At 65.0% G+C, this 21,928-nt stretch carries 20 protein-coding genes, 1 tRNA gene and 1 other RNA gene; 20 read left to right on the top strand and 2 right to left on the bottom strand.

Going from position 1 to position 21,928, the window contains the following annotated elements; genetic code table 11:
• Positions 1-12 precede the first annotated feature (12 nt).
• The 6 genes from ACFTOW_RS17545 to ACFTOW_RS17520 all read left to right on the top strand — a co-directional run bounded on the left by ACFTOW_RS17545 (position 13) and on the right by ACFTOW_RS17520 (position 4,547).
• Positions 13-549: a hypothetical protein gene (locus ACFTOW_RS17545; RefSeq protein WP_379918120.1), complete on the top strand. Its 537-nt coding sequence runs from the start codon at positions 13-15 to the stop codon at positions 547-549.
• Positions 546-845, top strand: a complete 300-nt coding sequence (locus ACFTOW_RS17540; RefSeq protein ID WP_379918118.1) for a hypothetical protein — start codon at positions 546-548, stop codon at positions 843-845. The genes ACFTOW_RS17545 and ACFTOW_RS17540 overlap by 4 nt, the downstream gene beginning before the upstream one ends.
• Positions 845-1,462, top strand: coding sequence for a head maturation protease, ClpP-related (locus ACFTOW_RS17535; protein WP_379918115.1), 618 nt, complete (start codon positions 845-847; stop codon positions 1,460-1,462). The genes ACFTOW_RS17540 and ACFTOW_RS17535 overlap by 1 nt, the downstream gene beginning before the upstream one ends.
• The gene (locus ACFTOW_RS17530; protein WP_379918113.1) at positions 1,459-2,898 is read left to right on the top strand and encodes a phage major capsid protein; all 1,440 of its coding nucleotides are present in this window, start codon (positions 1,459-1,461) and stop codon (positions 2,896-2,898) included. Before ACFTOW_RS17535 ends, ACFTOW_RS17530 begins: the two co-directional genes overlap by 4 nt.
• Before the next feature lie 361 nt (positions 2,899-3,259).
• Positions 3,260-3,463, top strand: coding sequence for a helix-turn-helix transcriptional regulator (locus ACFTOW_RS17525; RefSeq protein ID WP_379918111.1), 204 nt, complete (start codon positions 3,260-3,262; stop codon positions 3,461-3,463).
• 7 nt (positions 3,464-3,470) lie between these two features.
• Entirely contained in the window at positions 3,471-4,547 is a 1,077-nt protein-coding gene (locus ACFTOW_RS17520; RefSeq protein ID WP_379918109.1) for a tyrosine-type recombinase/integrase, read from the top strand.
• A 33-nt stretch (positions 4,548-4,580) separates the two neighbouring features.
• Here ACFTOW_RS17520 and ssrA read toward each other — a convergent pair.
• Positions 4,581-4,927: a transfer-messenger RNA gene (gene ssrA, locus ACFTOW_RS17515) on the bottom strand.
• Between the two features lie 79 nt (positions 4,928-5,006).
• Between ssrA and ACFTOW_RS17510 the strand changes: the two genes are divergently transcribed.
• The 13 genes from ACFTOW_RS17510 to ACFTOW_RS17450 all read left to right on the top strand — a co-directional run bounded on the left by ACFTOW_RS17510 (position 5,007) and on the right by ACFTOW_RS17450 (position 19,907).
• On the top strand, positions 5,007-5,513 hold the full coding sequence (locus ACFTOW_RS17510) for a DinB family protein (RefSeq protein ID WP_379918107.1): 507 nt from the start codon (positions 5,007-5,009) through the stop codon (positions 5,511-5,513).
• Between the two features lie 99 nt (positions 5,514-5,612).
• The gene (gene acuI / locus ACFTOW_RS17505; protein WP_379918105.1) at positions 5,613-6,605 is read left to right on the top strand and encodes an acryloyl-CoA reductase; all 993 of its coding nucleotides are present in this window, start codon (positions 5,613-5,615) and stop codon (positions 6,603-6,605) included.
• 227 nt (positions 6,606-6,832) lie between these two features.
• Positions 6,833-7,435, top strand: coding sequence for a hypothetical protein (locus ACFTOW_RS17500; RefSeq protein WP_379918102.1), 603 nt, complete (start codon positions 6,833-6,835; stop codon positions 7,433-7,435).
• A 258-nt stretch (positions 7,436-7,693) separates the two neighbouring features.
• Positions 7,694-8,110, top strand: coding sequence for a universal stress protein (locus ACFTOW_RS17495; RefSeq protein WP_379918100.1), 417 nt, complete (start codon positions 7,694-7,696; stop codon positions 8,108-8,110).
• Between the two features lie 33 nt (positions 8,111-8,143).
• Complete coding sequence (locus ACFTOW_RS17490; RefSeq protein ID WP_379918098.1) at positions 8,144-9,883, top strand: BCCT family transporter; 1,740 nt, start codon at positions 8,144-8,146, stop codon at positions 9,881-9,883.
• A 163-nt stretch (positions 9,884-10,046) separates the two neighbouring features.
• Positions 10,047-11,267 (top strand): aminotransferase class V-fold PLP-dependent enzyme, encoded by a 1,221-nt coding sequence (locus tag ACFTOW_RS17485; RefSeq protein WP_379918096.1) that lies wholly within the window; start codon positions 10,047-10,049, stop codon positions 11,265-11,267.
• Positions 11,268-11,316: 49 nt separating this feature from the next.
• Entirely contained in the window at positions 11,317-12,735 is a 1,419-nt protein-coding gene (locus ACFTOW_RS17480; RefSeq protein ID WP_379918093.1) for a cryptochrome/photolyase family protein, read from the top strand.
• Between the two features lie 101 nt (positions 12,736-12,836).
• A complete protein-coding gene (locus ACFTOW_RS17475; protein WP_379918091.1) occupies positions 12,837-14,045 on the top strand; it encodes a class I SAM-dependent methyltransferase in 1,209 nt (402 codons plus the stop codon).
• Positions 14,042-14,485 carry a TrgA family protein gene (locus tag ACFTOW_RS17470; RefSeq protein ID WP_379918089.1) on the top strand — a complete coding sequence of 148 codons (444 nt, stop codon included), beginning with the start codon at positions 14,042-14,044 and terminating at the stop codon, positions 14,483-14,485. Before ACFTOW_RS17475 ends, ACFTOW_RS17470 begins: the two co-directional genes overlap by 4 nt.
• A gap of 3 nt (positions 14,486-14,488) precedes the next feature.
• Positions 14,489-15,607: a gamma-glutamylcyclotransferase gene (locus tag ACFTOW_RS17465; protein ID WP_379918087.1), complete on the top strand. Its 1,119-nt coding sequence runs from the start codon at positions 14,489-14,491 to the stop codon at positions 15,605-15,607.
• A gap of 52 nt (positions 15,608-15,659) precedes the next feature.
• Entirely contained in the window at positions 15,660-16,688 is a 1,029-nt protein-coding gene (locus tag ACFTOW_RS17460; RefSeq protein WP_379918085.1) for a cysteine synthase A, read from the top strand.
• Entirely contained in the window at positions 16,681-19,191 is a 2,511-nt protein-coding gene (locus ACFTOW_RS17455) for a DUF3772 domain-containing protein (protein ID WP_379918083.1), read from the top strand. The genes ACFTOW_RS17460 and ACFTOW_RS17455 overlap by 8 nt, the downstream gene beginning before the upstream one ends.
• Positions 19,188-19,907 (top strand): alanyl-tRNA editing protein, encoded by a 720-nt coding sequence (locus ACFTOW_RS17450; RefSeq protein WP_379918080.1) that lies wholly within the window; start codon positions 19,188-19,190, stop codon positions 19,905-19,907. Before ACFTOW_RS17455 ends, ACFTOW_RS17450 begins: the two co-directional genes overlap by 4 nt.
• Positions 19,908-19,982: 75 nt before the next feature.
• Here ACFTOW_RS17450 and ACFTOW_RS17445 read toward each other — a convergent pair whose 3' ends face one another.
• Positions 19,983-21,173 carry an AI-2E family transporter gene (locus ACFTOW_RS17445; RefSeq protein WP_379918078.1) on the bottom strand — a complete coding sequence of 397 codons (1,191 nt, stop codon included), beginning with the start codon at positions 21,171-21,173 and terminating at the stop codon, positions 19,983-19,985.
• A 128-nt stretch (positions 21,174-21,301) separates the two neighbouring features.
• Between ACFTOW_RS17445 and ACFTOW_RS17440 the strand changes: the two genes are divergently transcribed.
• Positions 21,302-21,391 (top strand) — tRNA-Ser (locus ACFTOW_RS17440).
• Positions 21,392-21,928 lie beyond the last annotated feature (537 nt).

Genomic DNA, 21,928 nt, shown 5'->3' with positions numbered 1-21,928 from the left:
AGGGAGACACCTATGAAGCGCGCTCAGATCGCCTATCTCGCCGACATTCCGCCGAAGCGGTTCGACCTGCTCGCGGAGCGTGACCATCTGCCGTTTCCGAAGCGCGGCGGCGGCAACTACACCTTGGCCGAGGCTCTTGCCTTGCGCCTGATCGCAATGAGCACCTCTGTCGATGGATTTGGCGGCATCAGCCCGGCTGACGCGCGCAGCCTCGTCGTGAATGCGATGGGCTGGATCGCGGATCGCTACGGTTCGAACCATCCCGGCAGCTTCGTCGGCTCCGATACTGCGGTTTGGATCGCAGGAGCGGAGTTCACCGGGCAGACGAAGGAAGGAGACGCCGAGGTCTGGCGAGCTTGGTTCGCTGGTGCGCTGGACGAGCTTCCGCGCTGGGCCGCCGAGCAACTCGATCCCAGCAAACCCGGCCTCGATGCCCTTCGCGCTCCTCACATGTCGCGCGTCTTCGCCGCGCTGAACGTGACCACAGCGGCATACGAGGTGCTGACACGGGCGAACGAAATGGGGATCAGCGAGGACGAGCAGCGATGACGGGTCCGAACCTCGACCAGCGTCAGGACTTCCTTGTCAAGGTCGCTCCGGTGATCGCCGACCTGTGTCAGGCAGAGGAAGAATCAGGGCGCAAGGTGCCCGCGCCGTCTCGGTGCATGAACCTGGCCATGGGGCTGGACCCCAAGACGAAGGCCGAGAAGGTGTTTCAGGAACGCCTTCTGCGTGCGGTCTGGACACGTTGGCCGAATGCTCTCTACCCGGTCCTGTGCGCGCCACCCCCTCCATCGCCGAAGCCCGACCTTCGCGTTCTGGACTGCAGCACGGAGCAAGCCTGATGGATCGCCCAACTTTTCGGATCGCGGGCTACATCGGCGCTGGGCGCAACACCGCCTTGGCGCTGGCTGAGTTCCTCGCCGAGCATTCCAGCCGCGACGTCGACGTGATCGTCAACAGTCCCGGTGGTGATGCTTTCGAGGGCGCGGCTATCCTTGCGGAGGCGGAGGCGCATGGCCGGGTGCGGTTCCGGGTGCGCGGCGTCGCCGCGAGTTCGGCTTCGCTGCTGATCTGCGGCGGTGCCTCTGTGCTGATGCACCCAGCGGCCTTCTGGATGGCGCACCACCCGTGGTCGATCATTGCTGGCGATGCAGACGCGCACCGCAAGGAAGCCGAGCTGCTCGAGAAGGTCGGACGGACAGACGCGGAAATCTACAGCCGCTTCTCTGGTCAGCCGGTCGCGCGCGTCCAGGCATGGCTCGCCGAGGAAACATGGCTGAGCGCCGAAGAGGCGGTCGCGCTGGGCTTTGCGGACGGCCTCGATGGCGACGCGAAGCCCGAAGCGCCAGCCGAACACGACTACACGAAGCACTCGGCCGCACCGTCGGCCTTGCAGCGCCTCGCGCGCGAAAACGGCTGGGCGGCCGTCCCGTCCGAACCCAAAGGAGGCGAGCAATGAACGCACCCACCCAAATCCAGCCGCCTGCGCGGCTCTTGGCGCAAGCGCGCCTCTTCGCCCAGGAGCGGAAGCTTCCGGCGATCATGGCCGACGTCCTCGCAGCGCGGCCTCAGATGACGATCAAGCGCATGGAGACACTGGCGCCGGGGCTCGAGCTGATCCGCGACCTGACCGAGAAGAACAAGGTCGCCGCGGATGATCTGGCCAAGGCCGTGAAGGACTATCTCACGGAAATCGAGACTAAGCAGGATCCCGAAACCGGCACGGTCGAGCAGGCGGCACGCAACGTGGTCTTGGCCGTGATGGCCGATGCCAGTGTTCGCGACTACGGGCCGACGCGCGAAATCAGCACCGTGGGTACGGACTGGAACAGCGGTCCCGGCCTTCGCGCCCGCCTGGTCGATGGCCTCCAAGCCCGGCTTGACCGGACGCACCAGCCCGGCATGGGCCGCGAGTTCGCTCAGGCTTCGCTCGGCGATCTGTGCATGGCCATCGCGGAAGGACGGGGCGAGCGCGTTTCCAGTCGCCGCGAGGCGATCCAGATGGTCACGGGCGGCACTCATACCGCGAGCGACTTCGCGATGATCACCGCCGACGCCATGTCGAACGTGGTTGCCCGGCAGTTCGCCCAGCGCATTCCCGATCTGGCGCGCGCTTCGCGGGAAATCCCGCGCGAGACCTACCACGAGGGAAAGGCGCTGACCCTCTCGGCATCCGGCATGCCGCAGGAGATCGAAGAGGCCGGCGAAATCCAGTTCGTCACCATGGACGAAAAGGGCGAAGCGCTGCCGACACCGCGTGACTTCGGCGCGGGCTTCAATCTCAGCAACAAGGCCATCGCGAATGATCGCGTCGAGCTGCTCTCCCAAGCATCGGATCGGATGGTGCGCGGCGCGGTGGAGCGCCTGCGGCGGGTGCTCCTGGAACCCCTCGAGGCGAACGCGGGCGCTGGGCAGACGATGGCTGACGGCCAGCCCATGTTCCACACCTCGCACGGCAACACCACCAGCACTGGGGCCGCGCTGAGCGTGACCAGCCTCTCCGAGGCGCGGGTGGCGCTGCGCAAGGCCAAGGGGCTGCAGGGTGAAAGTCTCGCGATCGAGCCTTGGGCGCTGGTGGTCCCGGCAGAGCTCGAGACGGTGGCGCAGCAGGTGGTGGCCGAAATTCAGGCGACGAAGTTCTCGGACGCGAACCCCTTCTCGGGCAAGCTCGAGATCATCGTCGAGCCCGGCCTCGCGGATGATGGCGCATGGTTCCTGATCGGGAACCCGGCGCTGCACGACGGCCTCGCCCATGCCTTCCTGACCGGCCAGAACGCGCCTCGTGTCGAGTCCCGGCCTGCCTGGGAAACCCTCGGGCTGCAGTTCCGCCTCGTGTGGGCGGTGGATGCCCGGTTCATCGAAACCGCAAGCTGGTTCCGCAACCCCGGCGCTTGATCCTGAGCATCACCGCGCGGAACGGCATCCCGCGCGGTGACCACGCAGTTCTCTCGGGCTGCAACGACCAGCGGGCGGTGTCGGAAAACACCCGCAGCGACGGCGCACGACTCCGTTGCGTGACGGCGCACCCCAGCCGCGCTCGGCCTCGACGCAGGGATGATCTGCCCGAGCGCCTAGCGCGGCACTCCCAAGCCTCTGGTTTCACCCCCTCCATTACCTCGTGTGAGGTAAAGCCCTTGACCTGGGGAGCCAGAGCGGGCAACACTTCCTCAAGTGAGGAATTTTCACATTGATTCTGCGGTTGGGAGGCGCGATGGGCAGGCATGTAGCTATTCTGGGGCCGCGCCCTTCGTCGTTCATGAAGCGGGCGACGCTCGCGGCCGAGCTCGACATGAGCGAATCGACCATCGACACCTACGTCCAGCGCGGCCTTCTCCCGAAACCGGTGCGCGTCGGTGGTTTGGTGCTTTGGTACTGGCCGCATGTCGAAGCAGCGCTTCTCGCGGCGGGCAGCGCCGAGCAGGGCGATGATCCCTTCATGCGCGGCGTGGACAATGTCTAAGCGGCGCGTGACCAGCATCGATCTCCCGAAATATGTCCACAAGGTCGTCTCCGGCGGGCGCGAGTACTTCTACTACATCCCGTTTCGAAACACGCCGCACCAAGGGAAGAGCATAAAGCTACCTTCGGACCCACGCTCACCGGAATTCTGGCAGGCTCTGCGCCAAGCGCAGGGCGTGACCGGGCCAGTTCCGGTCGACACCATCGGCGCGCTGATCGACGCCTTTGAGGAATCGTGGCCGACGCTGCAGAGGCAGCTGAGCAAGGGCACGCAGGATCAGTATCGCCGGTACCTGAAGCCTGCGCGCAAGGCATGGGGCCAGCTTCCCGCGCAGTCCCTGCGGCCGAAGCATGTCGATGCGCTGATCCGCAAGATCGGCGCTGAGACGCCCGGCGCGGCGAACAACGTCCTCGATGCGCTGCGCGCCATGGTGAAGTGGGCCAACGGGCCGGTCGATCTGCTTGCGCACGATCCGACGCAGGGCGTGCGGCACTTCGCCAAGGGCAAAGGGCACGAGCCTTGGACGGACGAACAGCTCGCATTCGCCGAGCAGAATTTCACGGGAGCGCTGCGGCGGTTCTTCTTCCTCGCGCGGTACACCGGCCAGCGCGTCTCGGACATCGTTCGGCTGAGCCCGAACCACATCGAGGACGACTGCTTCCACCTGACGCAGAAGAAGAGCGGCGCGCAGCCGTGGTGTCCGATCTTCCCCGAGCTGCAGGCGGAGATGGCAAGATGGGAGCGTCGCCCAGGACCATTCCTGCTGCAGGAAGAGGGCAAGAGCGCTGGGCGGCCATTCACCACCAACCAGCTCTGGAAGGTTTTCGACCGGGAGCGAGCCAAGCACCCGATTCTCGAGGGGGCGGTGATGCACGGCCTCCGCGCGAACGCGACCATCCGCCTGCGGCGCGCTGGTTACTCACACGGGCAGATCGGCGACATGGTCGGCATGTCGCTCGAGATCGTGGAGCACTACTGCCGGCACGAGGACAAGAAGGTCAGCGCCCAGCATGTCTTGAAGGAGGAACGCGAGAAACGGCAATCCGAAATTGTAAAACCACTGGAAAATGGAAAAAGAAAGTGACGGAAAATCAGCTTATTAAGGGCTGGAAAATAGAGTGCAGGCTTCTGTTGCCAGGTGCCTGCGAACCCCGCCTTACGCTGCTAAGCGCAAGGGCTTAAGTTTCGGTCTTGTTACTGCTTACGCAGCAACGGCGACCGGAGCACGATTGTCATTTGCAATTGTACTTTTCGGACCGATAACGGTGGTACCTCACCGGGACAAAGCTACCCCTTTAGACGTTCGTCGATCCTGTTTCGACCCCATGCTCCTCAAATGAAGGAGGTTTGGTGGAGTCGCCGGGTACCGCCCCCGGGTCCGATCCGCTTATTACGAGCGCGTTTATGTCCATAGTCCCGAAGGACACCCCATACATAGGAGGGCTTTGGCGGTTTGAAAAGGGGGGATTGATCTTTGCGCGCATCGCTTTGACAGTACGCGCGGGGTTCGGTGCGGGAAAACCAAGTGCAAAGGGGACAGGCCATGATCACACCCGACTATGTGCGCCGCATGGCTGCCTACAATGCCTGGCAGAACCGGCAGATGGACCGCGCCATGGCGGGTCTGAGCCTTGAGGCGCTGGAGGCGGACCGGGCGGCCTTCTGGGGGTCGATCCTGGGCACGGCCAATCACCTTCTGTGGGGCGATCAGATCTGGATGGCGCGGTTCGGCGTGGGCGCGGCCCCTGACGTGAAACTGGCTGACAGCCCCCGGATGCACCCCACCCATGCCACATGGAGCGCCGAGCGGTTCCGCATGGACGGGCGCATAACGCTGTGGGCCGAAAAGCTGCGCGCGGTCGACCTGACCGGGCGGATGCGCTGGTATTCCGGCGCGATGGAGCAGGAGGTGTCGCGGCCGGTGGGCGCGCTGGTGGTGCATTTCTTCAACCACCAGACCCACCATCGCGGCCAGATCCATGCGATGCTGACCGCCGCCGGGGCGCAGGCCCCGCAGAGCGATCTGTTCGCGATGCCCGAGACCGGGTAGGGGGCGCTGCCCCCGCCCGCGCAAGGCGCGGGCCCCCTGGGATATTTTTGGAGAGAGGAAGCAGGGGCGCAGGCCCCGGCAAGCAAAGGGAGACACGGGATGTTCAACGCACTGGTCGTGGACAAGGACGACGACGGCAAGACCCAAGCGCAGGTGAAGACCCTGACGCTGGACGACCTGCCGCAGGCCGAGGTGACCGTGGCGGTCGAGTATTCCACGGTGAATTACAAGGATGGGCTGTGCATCGGGCCGGGAGGCGGGCTGGTGCGGAATTATCCGCATGTGCCGGGCATCGATTTTGCCGGCACGGTCGAGTCCTCTGACGATGACCGCTACAAGCCCGGCGACAAGGTGGTTCTGACCGGCTGGCGCGTGGGCGAGGCGCATTGGGGCGGCTATGCGCAAAAGGCCCGCGTGCGTGCCGACTGGCTGGTGCCGCTGCCCGAGGGGCTGGACACCCGCACCGCGATGGCGGTGGGCACGGCCGGTCTGACCTCGATGCTGTCGGTGATGGCGCTGGAGGATCACGGGCTGGAGCCGGGGCACGGCCCGGTGCTGGTGACGGGGGCGGCGGGCGGTGTCGGCTCGGTCGCGGTGGCGCTGCTGGCCGCCCTTGGGCACGAGGTGGCGGCGGTGACCGGCCGACCCGAGCAGGAAGGATACCTGCGCGATCTGGGGGCCAGCCAGATCGTGGCGCGCGACGAGCTGACCGAGGTGACGCGCAAGCCGCTGGAGCAGGAGCTGTGGGCCGGGTGCATCGACGCGGTGGCCGGGCCGATGCTGGGCCGGGTGCTGAAACAGATGAAATACGGCACCTCGGTGGCCGCCGTGGGTCTGGCCGGGGGCGCCGCGATCGAGGGCGCGCTCATCACGCCCTTCATCCTGCGCGGCGTGAACCTGTTGGGCATCGACAGCGTGATGCAGCCCTATGCCAACCGCCTGCGCGCCTGGGAGCGGATCGCGCGCGATCTGCCGATGGACAAGCTTGAGGCGATGAGCCAGCCCGCGACCCTGTCGGATCTGCCCAAGCTGGGGGCCGACATCCTGAAAGGGCAGGTCAAGGGCCGCATGGTGGTGGATGTGAACGCCTGATCCATCGCCCATGCGCGTGAAACGGGGGCAGTCCGGGGAACGGGCTGCTCTTTTTCGTTGCAATCACGCGAGTTTCATAAAATCATGATCGTATTGAATTGAACGTTTTTCGAGTCTGGCGATTTCTGGGTCAGACGCGCATCATTTGATTGGAACATTTCATGCTGACGTATGTATCGTCCGCGCGGCGCGCGGAGCTTTTGAACAGTCTTTGCCTCAACCGCCAGATGGTTTCGCTGGTGGAGCGGCAGATCGCGGTGGCGGCCACGAAGTTCGAGGAAAACCGCGAGAACTGGGTGCGGATGTGGATCGACCCCGGGCAGGTGGTGCACGGAGAGTGCGGGCTGGTGACGGCCCATCGCGGCATCACCCATGAGGGGCAGTTGCTGTGGCTGGTGCGCCACCGCGACAAGGCCCATGGCTATCACGCGACGCCCGATGATCCGGTCGAGGCCATCGCGCAGGCCCGCCATGCCTGGGCCGAGCGGCGGCGGGTGCGGCAGCGCTGGGGCGAGGTCGAGACGCTGGCACGGGCCGCGCGGGCGGGCAAGTACCGCCAGACCGTGCTGATCGAGGATGCCTATGCCTCGCCCCTGTGCGAAACCGGGGTGCGGGCCTTCATGACGCGGATCGGGCTGAAGCGGTTCACGAAGCCCGGCGTGGGGCGCATGTCGGCGCGCAGCGTGGGGCAGTTGATGCGGATCGAGCCGCAGGTGGGGTTTGTTCTGATGGCCGCGTTCGAGCGGCGGCACGGCAGCCGGTCGGTGCCATCGGTCCTGACCCTGGCCGAAGGGCGCCCCGCGCGGCGTCAGGGGCTGCGCACATCCTGAGCCGCGATCCTGCACGCGGTCAGGCTGGCCCCGGAATGACCTGAGCGAAAGTGGAAAAGCGACAGAAAATGTCGCTTTCCGTAACGGAAATGCCGCGTCGATTTGCACTCGGACCCCAATGCGCGTTAGCGTGAAGCCTCAAGGCGCGGTCCGGACAACCCGGGACGCCTTTGGCAACACGAAAAACGAATGCGCGCGGGAGGCACGGCCCGACGATCCGGCCGCCTTCCGAAAACCAGCGTTGAAGGAGGGGAACACGTGTTCAAACGCATCATGGTGCCGGTTGATCTGGCACATCCGGACACCCAGGCGCATGCGCTGCGGGTGGCGGGCGATCTGGCGTCCCATTACGCGGCGGCAGTGGCCTATGTTAGCGTCACGGCGGAAACGCCGGGTAAGCTGGCGCATAACCCGACCGAGTTTCGCGAAAAGCTGGCCGCTTTTGCGGCGGCCGAGGCCGAAAGCCACGGTATCGCGACGGATGCGCATACCGAGATTAGCCATGATCCGACCACGGATCTGGACGCCTGCCTGCTGCGCGCGGTCGAGGCGACAGGCGCGGATCTGGTGGTGATGGCCAGCCATATTCCTGGTCTGGCCGACTACATCTGGCCATCCAACGGTGGCAAGATCGCGGGCCATGCCAAGGTCAGCGTGATGGTCGTGCGGGACTGAGCAGGAAACAGACTACCAAGGGGAACGCGAAACATGACAGATACTCCTGACCAAGGTATCCCGGAGCCGGAAGGCGCATCGGATATCATCGAGACCGATTACGAAATCGGTCAGGACAATTACGAGGGCAAGCTTGGCCCGATCCGGCTGGATATTCACAATCCCGTCTTCATGATCACCGGCGTGGCGGTGGTCCTGTTTGTCGCCATCGCGCTGATCTGGCCCGAGGGCGCGCGCGAAACGTTCATGGCGATACGCACATTCGTCCTGACCCAGTTCGACTGGTTCTTTCTGCTGTCGGCCAACCTGTTCGTGATCTTTGCGCTTGTGCTGATCGTGACGCCCTGGGGCTCGGTCCGGCTGGGCGGCACGGATGCGACGCCCGATTACAGCTATCCGGCGTGGTTCGCGATGCTGTTTGCCGCCGGCATGGGCATCGGCCTGATGTTCTTTGGGGTGCTCGAGCCGGTCTACTACTTCGGCACGCCATGGGGCGATCAGCCCTTGGGTGGCGATCTTGGCATCGTGGATGGCACGGTGGCGGATGCCGCCACGGTCGAGGCCGCGCGCCAGATGGCGATGGCGGCGACGATCTATCACTGGGGTCTGCATCCTTGGGCGATCTATGCCATCGTGGCGCTGGCGCTGGCGCTGTTCAGCTATAACAAGGGCCTGCCGCTGACGTTGCGCTCGGCCTTCTACCCGCTGCTGGGCGAGCGTGTCTGGGGCTTCTGGGGCAACGTGATCGACACGATTGCCGCCTTTGCCACCCTGTTCGGTCTGGCGACCTCGCTGGGGCTGGGGGCCACGCAGGTGGCGTCGGGTCTGACAGAGGTGTTCGGATCGGGCGACGCGCAGGCAGGCACGCGCAGCTTTCTGGGCTTTTTGTGGGGCAACGAGAGCGAGAACGCCGCCGGTGTCGAGAACAGCTCGTCGCTGCTGGTGCTGATCATCGCCTTCATCACCGCGATCGCGCTGGTGTCGGTGATGCGCGGCCTTGATGGCGGGGTGAAGATCCTGTCCGAGATCAACATGGGTCTTGCCGGTCTTCTGCTGGCCTTTGTGTTCCTGGCCGGGCCGACGCTGTCGGTGCTGGGGGATTTCGTGAACGGTCTGGGGGCCTATGCCAAGCAGATCGTGCCGCTGTCCAACCCGTTCGGGCGCGAGGATACCGGGTTCCTGCATGGCTGGACCACCTTCTACTGGGCCTGGTGGATCAGCTGGTCACCCTTTGTGGGCATGTTCATCGCCCGCGTCAGCCGGGGCCGCACCGTGCGCGAGTTCGTGATCTGCGTGCTGCTGATCCCGTCGCTGGTCTGCGTGTTCTGGATGGCCACGTTCGGCGGCACGGCCATCACCCAGCTTGTGGCAGGGGGCAGTGAAAGCGGCGTGTTCCAGAACGTGATTGCCGCCTATCGGCCGGAAATCTCGTTGTTCGCGATGCTGGGCGAGCTGCCTCTGGCCTCGATCACCTCGGTGCTGGCAGTGGTGCTGATCGTCATCTTCTTTGTCACCTCGTCGGATTCCGGCAGCCTTGTGATCGACACGATCACGGCCGGTGGCAAGGTCGATGCGCCGGTATCGCAGCGCATCTTCTGGTGCATCTTCGAAGGTGCTGTTGCAGGCGTTCTGCTGCTGGGCGCGGCGGGCACTGCCGGGCTGGACAGCCTTCAGGCGATGGTGATCTCGACCGGGTTGTTCTTTACCGTCGTGCTGCTGGTGATGTGCTTTTCCATCGTCAAGGGGCTGCAAAGCGAACGCAGCATCATGTAGGTGGCTTGACCATCCTGGCAAAAGGCCCCGCCCGTGCGGGGCCTTTTTCGTTCTCGGCGGGTCAGGTGCGCGCGCGGGACCCAATCAAAGGATACGGTGCGGGGTCTTGCGCTGCGGGGGCATTTCGCCTTGAGTGGCGCCCGGCACAGACAGGGGATGCAAGATGGATCTGGATATCGATTTCGTGCGGGCACAGTTTCCCGCGTTTTCCGAGCCGTCGCTGGAGGGGCAGGCGTTCTTTGAGAACGCGGGCGGGTCGTACACCTGTGCGCCTGTCATCGACCGGCTGACGCGGTTCTATCACAGTCGCAAGGTGCAGCCCTATGGCCCCTATGACGCCAGCCGTCTGGGCGGCGAGGAAATGGACGAGGCGCACAGCCGGCTGGCCGCGATGATGGGGGTGGATACCGACGAGCTGAGCTTTGGTCCGTCGACCACGGCCAACACCTATGTCCTGGCGCAAGCCTTCCGGCAATGGATGCAGCCCGGCGAGGCGATCGTCGTGACCAATCAGGATCACGAGGCCAACTCCGGCCCCTGGCGGCGGCTGGCGCAGGAGGGGATCGAGATCCGCGAGTGGAAGATCAACCCCGAAACCGGCATGCTGGACCCCGAGGATCTGCCAGACCTGCTGGATGAAACCGTGCGGCTGGTGTGTTTTCCGCATTGTTCCAACGTGGTGGGGCAGGTCAATCCGGTGGTCGAGATCACCGCGATGGCCCATGCGGCGGGAGCCTTCGTCTGTGTCGATGGCGTCAGCTATGCGCCGCACGGCCTGCCCAACGTGGGGCTGATGGGGCCGGATATCTACCTGTTTTCGGCCTACAAGACCTATGGCCCGCATCAGGGGATCATGGTGATGCGCCGCGCCTTGGGGATGCAGCTGCCCAATCAGGCGCATTTCTTCAACGAAAAGGCGCTGTACAAGCGGTTCACGCCTGCCGGGCCCGATCATGCACAGGTGGCGGCCTGCGCGGGCATGGCCGACTATTTCGACGCGCTGGCCGGGCATCACGGGATCACCGGCGATGCCGCGGCGCGGGCGGATGGGGTGCATGACCTGATGCGCGGGCATGAAACGCAGCTGTTGCAGCCCGTGCTGGATTATCTCAAGGCCAAGAACTCGGTCCGCCTGCTGGGGCCGGACCGGGCCGAGGCGCGCGCGCCCACGGTGGCGGTGGATGCGCGTCAGCCCGCCGCCCCGCTGGCGGCGGCACTGGCGCAGCGTGGCATCATGGCGGGGGGTGGCGATTTCTATGCTGTCCGCGCGCTGCAAGGCATGCGGGTGGATGCCGATCAGGGTGTTCTGCGTCTGAGTTTCGTGCATTACACCAGCGCGGACGAGGTGCAGCGCCTGATCGCGGCGCTGGAAGAGATTCTTTAATCTGGCTGCGGGGTTGCTGCGTATTCCTTGACAAGAAATGGAGCAGCTTTTGGCCGATACATCCCCTGTAATCCTGTGGCTGCGCCGCGATCTGCGGCTCGGCGACCACCCGGCGTTGCGCGCCGCCTGCACCGCCGGAGGCCCGGTGATTCCGGTGTTCATCCATGACGATCAGGTCGAGGCCCTTGGCGCCGCGCCCAAGTGGCGACTGGGGCTTGGGCTGGCGCATCACGCGCAGGCATTGGCGGATGCAGGCAGCCGGTTGATCCTGCGGCGCGGCGAGGCGCTGACCGCCCTGCGCGAACTGGTGGCCGAGACCGGGGCGGGGTCGGTCTGTTGGACCCGCGCCTATGACCCTGACGCGGTGGCGCGCGACAAGGCGGTCAAGGCCGCGCTGAAGGAAGATGGCATCGACGCGCGCAGTTTCGGCGGGCACCTGATGTTCGAGCCCTGGACGGTCGAGACCAAGCAGGGTGGACTCTACAAGGTTTATACCCCGTTTTGGAACGCGGTGAAAACGCGCGAGGTCGAGCCGCCCTTGCCCGCGCCGGGGCGCATCCCTGCGCCCGACACATGGCCCGCCAGCGACGATCTGGACGACTGGCGGATGGGGGCCGCGATGAATCGCGGGGGCGATATTGTGCGCCCGCATGTCCGGCTGGGCGAGGCGGCGGCGCAGGCGCGCCTGGGCGCGTTCATCGCCCACAAGATCAGCGACTATGGGCAGATGCGCGATGTGCTGGCCGAGGATGGCACGTCCGGCCTGTCGGAAAACCTGGCCCTGGGCGAAATCAGCGCGCATCAATGCTGGCACGCGGGCCTGCGCGCGCGGCACGAGGGCAAGCCGGGGGCCGAGACCTTCCTGAAGGAACTTGTGTGGCGCGAATTCGCCTATCATCTGGCCTGGCACACCCCGCGCATCCTGACCGGCAACTGGCGTGAGGACTGGGATGCCTTTCCGTGGAACGAGGACGACACCGAGGCCGTCACGCGCTGGAAACAGGGCCGCACCGGGATCGAGCTGGTCGATGCCGCGATGCGCGAGCTTTATGTCACGGGCCGGATGCACAACCGGGGCCGCATGATCGTGGCCAGCTATCTGACCAAGCACCTGCTCAGCCACTGGCGCATCGGGCAAAAGTGGTTCGAACATTGCCTGATCGACTGGGACCCGGCCAGCAACGCGATGGGCTGGCAATGGGCGGCGGGCTCTGGCCCCGATGCCACACCCTATTTCCGGGTGTTCAACCCCGATGGCCAGCGCGACAAGTTTGACCCCGACCGACGCTATGTGCGCCGATGGATCGCCGAAGGGCAGGGCAAGCCGCCGCAAACGGCGCTGGATTTCTTCCACGCGGTGCCGCGCACCTGGGGCCTGTCGCCCGACATGGGATACCCTGCGCCGGTGGTGGCGCTGGATGTTGGGCGAAAAAGGGCGCTGGAGGCCTATGAAAACCGCACGTTCTGACGGATAAGCCGCATAAAAATGGATGAAATTCTTGCCCGGTGGGCTAACTGTCGCCAGCCTTGGCCAAAAACACGCCAAAGAAACCGCAGGGGGAAAAGCGGATGATCCTGACAACAACAGAAAATCAAAAGGATTTGCCACGGTATTTCACCCGTGTCTTCGAGATGGCGCAGCGTATGGAGCGCGGACGGCTGGATTTCGTGATGCCGGACGGGCGGCACTTTCGGGCTGACGGGCGGGCCCCCGGATTCGTGGCCGAACTGCACATCCACAACCCCGACATCTTTGCCCGTCTGATCCGCGACGGCGATCTGGGGTTCTGCGATGCCTATCTGGATGGCTGGTGGAGCACGCCGGACCTGCAGGCCTTCATGGATCTGGTCCATGACGAGAACGACGAGATGTACGACGGGTTTCCCGGCATGGGGCTGGTGCGCGCCTACGAGCGGGCGCGATTCTGGCTGCAATCGAACTCCAAGCGGCAGGCGCGCAGGAACATCAGCTATCACTATGATCTGGGCAACGAATTCTATGGCCTGTGGCTGGACGACACGATGACCTATTCCAGCGCCCTGTTCGAACCGGGTCAGAACAGTCTGGAGCAGGCACAGATCGCCAAGTATGCCAGCATGGTCGATCAGATGGGCGCGCAGCCGGGCGATCACATTCTGGAAATCGGCTGTGGCTGGGGCGGGTTCGCCGAATATGCCGCCAAGGAGCGCGGGCTGCGCGTGACCGGGCTGACCATCAGCGAAGAACAGTTCAAGTATGCCCAGCAACGTATTGAACAGGCGGGGCTTTCCGATCTGGTGACCTTCAAGTTGCAGGATTACCGCGACGAGCGTGGCAGCTATGACGGCATTGCCAGCATCGAGATGTTCGAGGCTGTCGGCGAGCGCTACTGGCCGGTCTATTTCGACACGCTGCGCGAGCGGCTGAAGCCCGGCAAGAATGCCACGCTTCAGATCATCACCGTGCAGGATCGCCGCTGGCAGGTCTACAAGCGGGGCGTGGATTTCATCCAGAAATACATCTTTCCCGGCGGAATGCTGCCCGCGCCTTCGGTGTTGAAGGCCGAGGTGGAAAAGGCCGGGTTGAAGGTGGCGCGCCACATCGAATTCGGCGAAAGCTACAGCCAGACGCTGCGCCGCTGGCACGACACGTTCAACGACAAATGGGATCAGGTGGCCAGCCTTGGCTTTGACGACAGGTTCCGCCGGATGTGGAATTTTTACCTGACCTCTTGCGCGGCGACCTTTCATAGCGGAAATTGCGACGTGACTCAGATCACGGTGACGAAACCCGCATGACCTTTACCGCCGCGCGCCTTGTGGCCGCGATACTCCTTGCGATCACGGGCTGGCTGGCCTCGCAACTGATCATGCCGCTGATGCCCGAGGCGACGGTCTTTGGCATCTTCGAGTATTTGAATGCGGCGATCGGCGCGGTGGTCGGCTGGATCGTGATCGGCAGCCGCACCGGGCGCGGCATGACCAATGCCATCGGGGTGGGCGTGACCTCGGCGGTGGTGCTGGTGTTCTGGGGGCTGCTTTTGCAATCCTCGCGCGAGATGTTCGCGCTGGCCAACAAGCGGCGCTATGACGGGCCGATCGAGGCGATGGTCGGTGTTTTCGAGATCGGGGTCGAGTATCTGGCAGTCATGGCCACGCCCGCGGTGATCGGTACGCTGCTGGTCGGTGGAATCGTCAGCGCGGTTCTGGCGGAACGCGCCTCGCGCGTCTGGCGGTGATCCATGGCGGTGTTTCTGTATGGCAGCCTGCGGCATCTGCCGCTTTTGCGCGTGGTGCTGGGGCGCGCGCCCGAGGCGCTGCGCCCGGCCAGCCTGCCCGGACATGCGGTATGCACGGTGGCGGGGCAGGGGTTTCCGATGATCCTGCCCGAGGCGGGGGCGCAGGCCGATGGCTTGCTGCTGGAGAACCTGTCGGCTGATGATCTGGCGCGGCTGGACTTCTACGAAGGCGGGTTTGGCTACACGCTGCGCGAAGCGACGGTGGAAACCGCAGATGGCCCGGTGGTGGCGGAGATCTATTTCCCCGATCCAGGGCAGTGGCAGGCGGGCGGCCGCTGGTCGCTGGACGATTGGGTGGCGCGGGATGCCGCGCTGAGCCTGCGGGCCGCGCAGGAGGTGATGGAGCGGATGGGCACCACCCCGCCCGAGCAGATCGCGCGGATTTATCCGTTCATCCGGGCGCGGGCCTGGGCGCGGATGATGGGCGAACAGCCTGCCCCTACCGCCCTGCGCCGCGATGTGCAGCCCGGTGACCTGGAGGTCGTGGCGCGGCCCACCGGGTTTGACGGGTTCTTTCGCATCAAGCATTTCGACCTGCGCCACCGCCGCTTTGACGGCGGGTTCAGCGACTGGTTTCAGCGCGAGACCTTCGTGGCCTTCGATGCGGCGCTGGTGCTGCCCTATGATCCGGCGACCGATCAGGTGTTGCTGATCGAGCAGTTGCGCTTTGGCCCGATCTGGCGCGGCGATCCTGTGCCCTGGACGCTGGAACCGATCGCCGGGCTGGTGGATGCGGGCGAGGCCCCGGCGGATACCGCCCGCCGCGAGGCGGTGGAAGAGGCCGGGCTGGAACTGGGCGATCTGAAACGCATGATGGCGGCCTATCCGTCGCCGGGCTATTCCTCGGAGCATTTTCATTGTTTTCTGGGGGTCTGCGATCTGACCGCGCGGCGTCAGGATAACGATGGTTTGGCCGACGAGAACGAGGATATCCGAAGTCATATCATCAGCTTTGACCGTGCCATGGCGCTGATCGACAGCGGCGAGATCAACGCCATGCCGCTGGTGGCGATGCTGCTGTGGCTGGCACGACATCGTGAGCACCTGCGCGCATCCGCTTGAGTTCCCGTGTCTGCCCCCATAAACCTGTGGGCAACAGACAGGGGGACGCGACATGCGCATTGCACAGGATCTGGCCCGGGCCATCGGTAACACGCCGCTACTGAGGTTGCGCCGCGCCAGCGAGATCACCGGCTGCGAGATTTACGGCAAGGCCGAGTTCATGAACCCCGGCCAGTCGGTCAAGGACCGCGCGGCGCTGTTCATCATCCGCGACGCGGTGGAAAAGGGGCTGTTGCTGCCCGGCGGCACGATCGTCGAAGGCACCGCGGGCAATACCGGCATCGGGCTGGCGCTGGTGGGCGCGTCGATGGGGTTTCGCACCGTCATCGTGATCCCCGAGACGCAGAGCCAGGAGAAAAAGGACATGCTGCGGCTGGCCGGGGCCGAGCTGGTCGAGGTGCCCGCGGTGCCCTATTCGAACCCCAACAACTATGTGCGCTATTCCGGGCGGCTGGCCGAGCGGCTGGCGCAATCTGAGGAAAAGGGCGCGATCTGGGCCAACCAGTTCGACAACGTCGCCAACCGTCAGGCCCATGTCGAAGGCACGGGACCGGAAGTGTGGGAGCAGACCGACGGCAAGGTCGACGGCTTCATCTGCGCGGTGGGTTCGGGCGGCACCCTGGCAGGCGTGGGCATGGCCTTGCAGCCCAGGGGCGTCAAGGTCGGGTTGGCCGATCCCGAGGGCGCTGGCCTGTTCAAGCTGTATACCGGGCAGGAGAACCCCGGCAACTCGATCACCGAAGGGATCGGGCAGGGCCGCATCACCGCCAACCTTGAAGGGTTCACCCCCGATTTCAGCTATCGCATCCCCGACGCCGAGGCGCTGCCGGTGGTGTTCGACCTGTTGTCGGACGAGGGGCTGTGTCTTGGTGGGTCGTCGGGCGTGAACGTGGCGGGCGCGATCCGCATGGCGCGCGACATGGGGCCGGGCCATACCATCGTGACGATCCTGTGCGATTACGGCACGCGCTATCAGTCCAAGCTGTTCAACCCTGCGTTCCTGACCGAAAAGGGCCTGCCGGTCCCGGAATGGATGACAGGCCCGGGCCGGTCGGTGCCCGGGGTTTTCGAAGATGCCTGACATCGGGCGGTTATCTGTCGCCTGTCTTTCGCTATGCCTGTTCTTGTGGGCGGGTCTTGCCGGTGCGCAGACCGATCCCGACGCGCCCAGCCTGTCGCCCATTGCCCCCCCGGCCACTACGGAAACGACAGTGTCTGGGGCGGTGCCGGCCTATGACGATCCGCAGTGGGAAGGCTTGGCAACGCGCGCCGAGAATGCGTTGCAGGCCAGGCGGGCATCGAACTTTGCGCTGTCCATCATGCGCGAGGATCTGGTGCGGTGGCGGGCGCAGTTTCTTGAAATGCAATCGGTCAACGCGGGGCGTATCCGTACCCTGCAAAGCCAGATCAGCGCGCTTGGAACTGCACCCGAGGAGGGTGCCAGCGAACCCGAGCGTATCGCGGCCGAACGTCAGCGCCTGAACGATCGCCTTGCGGATCTGCGCGTGCCTGTGCAACTGGCCGCCGAGGCCCACGCCCAGGCCGATCGCCTGATCGCCGAGGTGGATGCGCTGGTGCGGCAACGCTCGGTCGAGGAAGTAACGGCACGGGTGACCTCGCCGCTGAACCCCGGTGGCTGGATGGCCGCCTATGACGGGATGAGCGCGGGTGTCCGGGCGATCTGGACCGAAGTGCGCGGCCAGTGGGACAACCCGATCCGCCGTCAGCAGTTCTGGGACAGCCTTGCCGGGTCCATCTTTCTTGGGGTGCTGGGGGTGATCCTGACGCTGCGGGGCCGGTTCTGGGTGGACTGGCTGGTGCGACGGGTGGGCGCGAACACGCGGCGCGGGCGCGGTGTGGTCGAGTTCGTGCTGTCGTTGGGCAACATCATCCTGCCTCTGGGCGGCGTCTACCTGATCTCGCTGGCATTGCAGACCACTGGGCTTTTGGGGCCGCGCGGCGATTCCATCGTCGAGGGTCTGCCAAGCATCGCGGTCTACATCATCGTCTCGCGCTGGCTGATGACGATGCTGTTCACCCCGCGCGAGGGCAACCGGGGCAACCCGCTGGACATGGAGCCACGGACGGCGGCCAAGGCCCGGCGGATTTTCGTCTGGCTGGCATGGGTGCTGTCGGCCGGGGTGATGATCAGGCTGCTGGTGGCAACCACCGATGTCAACGACGTGTCGCGCGGGGTGCTGATGTTTCCCATCCTCGCCATCGCGGCGGTGCTGTTGTGGCGGTTTGGCAAGACCCTGCGCAAGTACGAGGCCCCTGAAGAGGAAGACGACACCACCACGCGGCCCTATCGCTATTTCCTGGCCGCCCTGGTGGGACGTGGTCTTTGGGTGGTGGGGGTCGGCGGTCTGCTGCTTGGTATCCTGGGGTTTGCGCGCGCGTTCGAACTGCTGATCTATTCCACCACCGCGACGCTGGTGCTGCTGGGCACGCTGACGCTGTTGCAGGCGCTGGTGTTCGACGTCTACGCGCTGCTGACCCGATCGGAAGAAGGGGCGCGGGACGCGCTGGTGCCGGTGCTGATCGGTTTCACGCTCAGTTTTCTGGCGATGCCTTTGCTGGCGTTGATCTGGGGCGCGCGGGTCAGCGACCTGAGCGAGCTTTACACGCGGTTCAGTGAAGGCTTCCAGATGGGCGCCACGCGGATATCGCCCACCGATTTCCTGACCTTCGTGGTGGTGTTCGTGATGGGCTATACCGCCACCCGGCTGTTGCAGGGTGCGTTGCGCACAACGGTGCTGCCCAAGACCAAGCTGGACACCGGCGGACAGACGGCGGTGGTGTCGGGGCTTGGCTATGTCGGGTTGTTTCTGGCGGGGCTGATCGCGATCACCACGGCGGGCATCGACCTGTCGGGTCTGGCCATCGTGGCCGGGGCGCTGTCGGTCGGCATCGGCTTTGGCCTGCAGACGATCGTGTCGAATTTCGTCTCGGGCATCATCCTGCTGATCGAGCGTCCGATCAGCCAGGGCGACTGGATCGAGGTTGGCGGGCAGATGGGGTTCGTGCGCGACATCTCGGTGCGCTCGACCCGGATCGAGACCTTTGACCGGACCGACGTGATCATCCCCAACGCCGATCTGGTCAGCGGGACGGTCACCAACTTTACCCGCGGCAACACCGTGGGCCGGGTCATCGTGGCGGTGGGCGTGGCCTATGGCACCGATACCCGAAAGGTCGAGGCGATCCTGCGCGAGGTCGCCGAGGCGCATCCGCTGGTGCTGCTGCAACCCCCGCCCGGGGTTCTGTTCATGGGGTTCGGTGCCGACAGTCTCGAGTTCGAGATCCGCGCGATCCTGCGCGATGTGAACTGGGTGCTGAGCGTGAAATCCGAGATGAATCACGATATCGCAAGGCGGTTCGCCGAGGAAGGGATCGAGATTCCCTTTGCGCAGCGCGACATCTGGCTGCGCAATCCCGAGGTGCTGACCGGTGGCGCCCCAAGCCCGGCTGCGCCCGTGGCAAGCGAGGGCACGCCCGCCCCCGTGAAGCGTGACCCCGCCGCCGCCGCACATCTGGAAGAAAGTGACATGGGCGTGGATGCCCCCGATGGAGATGGAAGATGACCGAGCCGATGTTTCTTGCCGACCCCTACCTGCGCGAGGCCGATGCCACGGTGGCCGCCCACACGCCCGAGGGCGGTGTGGTGCTGGACCGCACGGTGTTCTATGCCACCGGCGGCGGGCAGCCGGGCGATGCCGGGCGGCTGGACTGGACAGGCGGCGGCGTCGATATCGCCACGGCGGTCAAGGCGGACGGGGCGCAGATCGCCCTTGTGCCTGCCGAACCCGTGGCCCTGCCGCCGGTGGGGACGCGGGTGATGCAGACGCTGGACTGGGAGCGGCGCTACCGCCACATGCGCATCCACACAGCCCTGCACCTGCTGTCCGTGGTGATCCCGATGCCGGTCTCGGGCGGCGCGATCACCGCCGAAAAGGGGCGGCTGGATTTCGACATGCCCGAAGCCCCCGAGGATCGCGACGCGGTCGAGGCGGCGTTGAACGACCTGGTGTCGCGCGATCTGCCCATTACCGAGGACTGGATCACCGATGATGCGCTGCGCGCCAATCCGGGGCTGGTGAAGACCATGTCGGTGATGCCGCCCATGGGGCAGGGGCGGGTGCGCCTGATCCGCATCGGCCAGGGCGAAGCGCAGGTCGATCTGCAACCCTGCGGCGGCACGCACGTCGCACGCACCGGCGAGATCGGCCGGCTGCGTCTGGGCAAGATCGAAAAGAAGGGCCGGCAGAACCGCCGCGTCGCGATCCATCTGGACGACTGACGCAGCGGGGTGACCGCCACCTCGTGTGCCCCCGTGCGCGGGGTGGGTTGGCACCCACCCTACGGTGGCAGTCTGTCAGCCTGCCTTGCTGTCAGGGTCCGGCGCAAAGGCCGAGGTCGGGGGCCGGTCGGCTTTGTCGGCCCCCTGTGACGGGCCGATGTCGTCATCCTCTTCGGGCAGCCCCTCGCGCGACAGCAGGATCGCGATGGGCCGCAGCTCGGGGACATGGCTGCACACGATCATCAGCCCCACCATGATCGGCACCGACAGGAACATTCCCGGGATGCCCCAGACCGCCGCCCAGAACGCCAGGCTTATGATGATCCCGAAGGACGACAGCCGCAGCGCCCGGCCCATCAGCATCGGGTCGATGATATTGCCGTTCACGAACTGGATGGTTCCCGCGATCAGGAAGATCGCCAGCGTCATGGTCGGATCGGCGAACTGCACATAGGCCACCAGCGCCAGCAGAACCGTCGCCACGATGGAGCCGACATTGGGAATGAAATTCAGGATGAAGGTGATGATCCCCATCGCCACCGCCAGATCCAGCCCGAACAGATAGGCCACCGCCCAGACCATCAGACCGGTGACCGCACTGACCAGCGACTTGACCAGTAGGTAATAGTTCACCCGGTGGATGATCGAGCCCATGATGCGGCTGACCCGCTCGGCCTGTTCGGGGTCGCCGAAGAAATTGGTCAGCTTGGTGGTGAACCAGATCCGTTCGGCGAACAGGAACCCCACGAACAGGATCACCAGGACCGTGGCCTGCATCAGGTTGCCCGCCTGGCCGGCCAACGAGCGCAGGTAGCCCGACACCTCGACCGTGCGCACAGAGTTGAACACTGCCTGCTCCACATCCTCGCCCATCCAGGCGAACATCGCGGCCAGCGCCTCGGGGGCGCGGTCGGTATAGGTGAGGGTGGTGGACAGCACCGTGTTGACCTGTGTCAGAATGATCGAGGTCAGCGTCAGCAGCGCCGTCGAGATCATCACCAAAGCCACGATCGAAGCCAGCCAGTTGGGCACGCGAAACGGCCCCACCCGCTGTCGCGCGATGAAGTTGATCGCATCCGAGGTCAGCGCGAACAGCACGATCGCCGTGGCCAGCGAGATCAGCAGGAAACGCGCCTGCACCAGCAAGAACAGCACGACCGCGAAAGCAATGATCACAAGGGCCGCGGTTTGCAGCCGGTACGGGTCTGCGTGGCGCGACGGGGACTTGGCGTCGGGTTGTGTCAGGCGGTCGGTGGGACGGTTCATCTGCGGTGCGCTCTTTCTGCGATTGCACAATGAGTATGGGCGATGGTGGGACGCGGTGCAACGATGGCAAGCCATTTGCAAGAACGCTCTTGTATTCCGGGGGGGCCTGCGTCTAAAACCCAGCCCACGGAGCGGTGGCCGAGTGGTCGAAGGCGCACGCCTGGAAAGTGTGTAGGCGGGGAACCGTCTCGAGGGTTCGAATCCCTCTCGCTCCGCCACTTGCCCTAACGAAATGGTTCTCCCGACCCAGCTGCGGCCGGATTTTTCCGTTGTTTTAGAGGGTTATGCGGGAGGGGCTGAACACTGCCCCTGCTGCCAGGTGGCCCGGAAGCGGTCTCTCAGGGCCGATATTCTCTGGACCTGTTGCCTGTGCCGATTTGGTGAATAGATTTTAAGTATCGGGAATGGCGATATTTTTTGCGGCTGCGGCTGAACACTTCGATTTCAGGGTCGCGCGTCGAGGAAGGAACCCAAATCAAACCATGGGTCACTTCCGGCAGCAAGGGCTCGGTCCGATCAGCGGGCCTATCGCACGCTCGTGAGCCCAACTCGAACGGCCTGGAGGCCGCTACCTCTCCCGCTACACTTTGATAATGGAGAACGTGCACGTCCTCCATCGATCTTGCTGCCGTCAGCAGCTACGTTGACTGAGCGTACGCTGCCAGAAGGGCAAACGGGAAAATGACCCCATCTGTCAATCTGCATTCAAAACTGACCCATCGTGATCATTTAAAAATGACCCACCCGGGGGGTAG

The organism is Lacimonas salitolerans (assembly GCF_042677865.1).
GTDB lineage: Bacteria > Pseudomonadota > Alphaproteobacteria > Rhodobacterales > Rhodobacteraceae > Lutimaribacter > Lutimaribacter salitolerans.
Note: the sequence above shows the minus strand (reverse complement) of the source record. Positions and strands in the feature narration are given on the sequence as shown.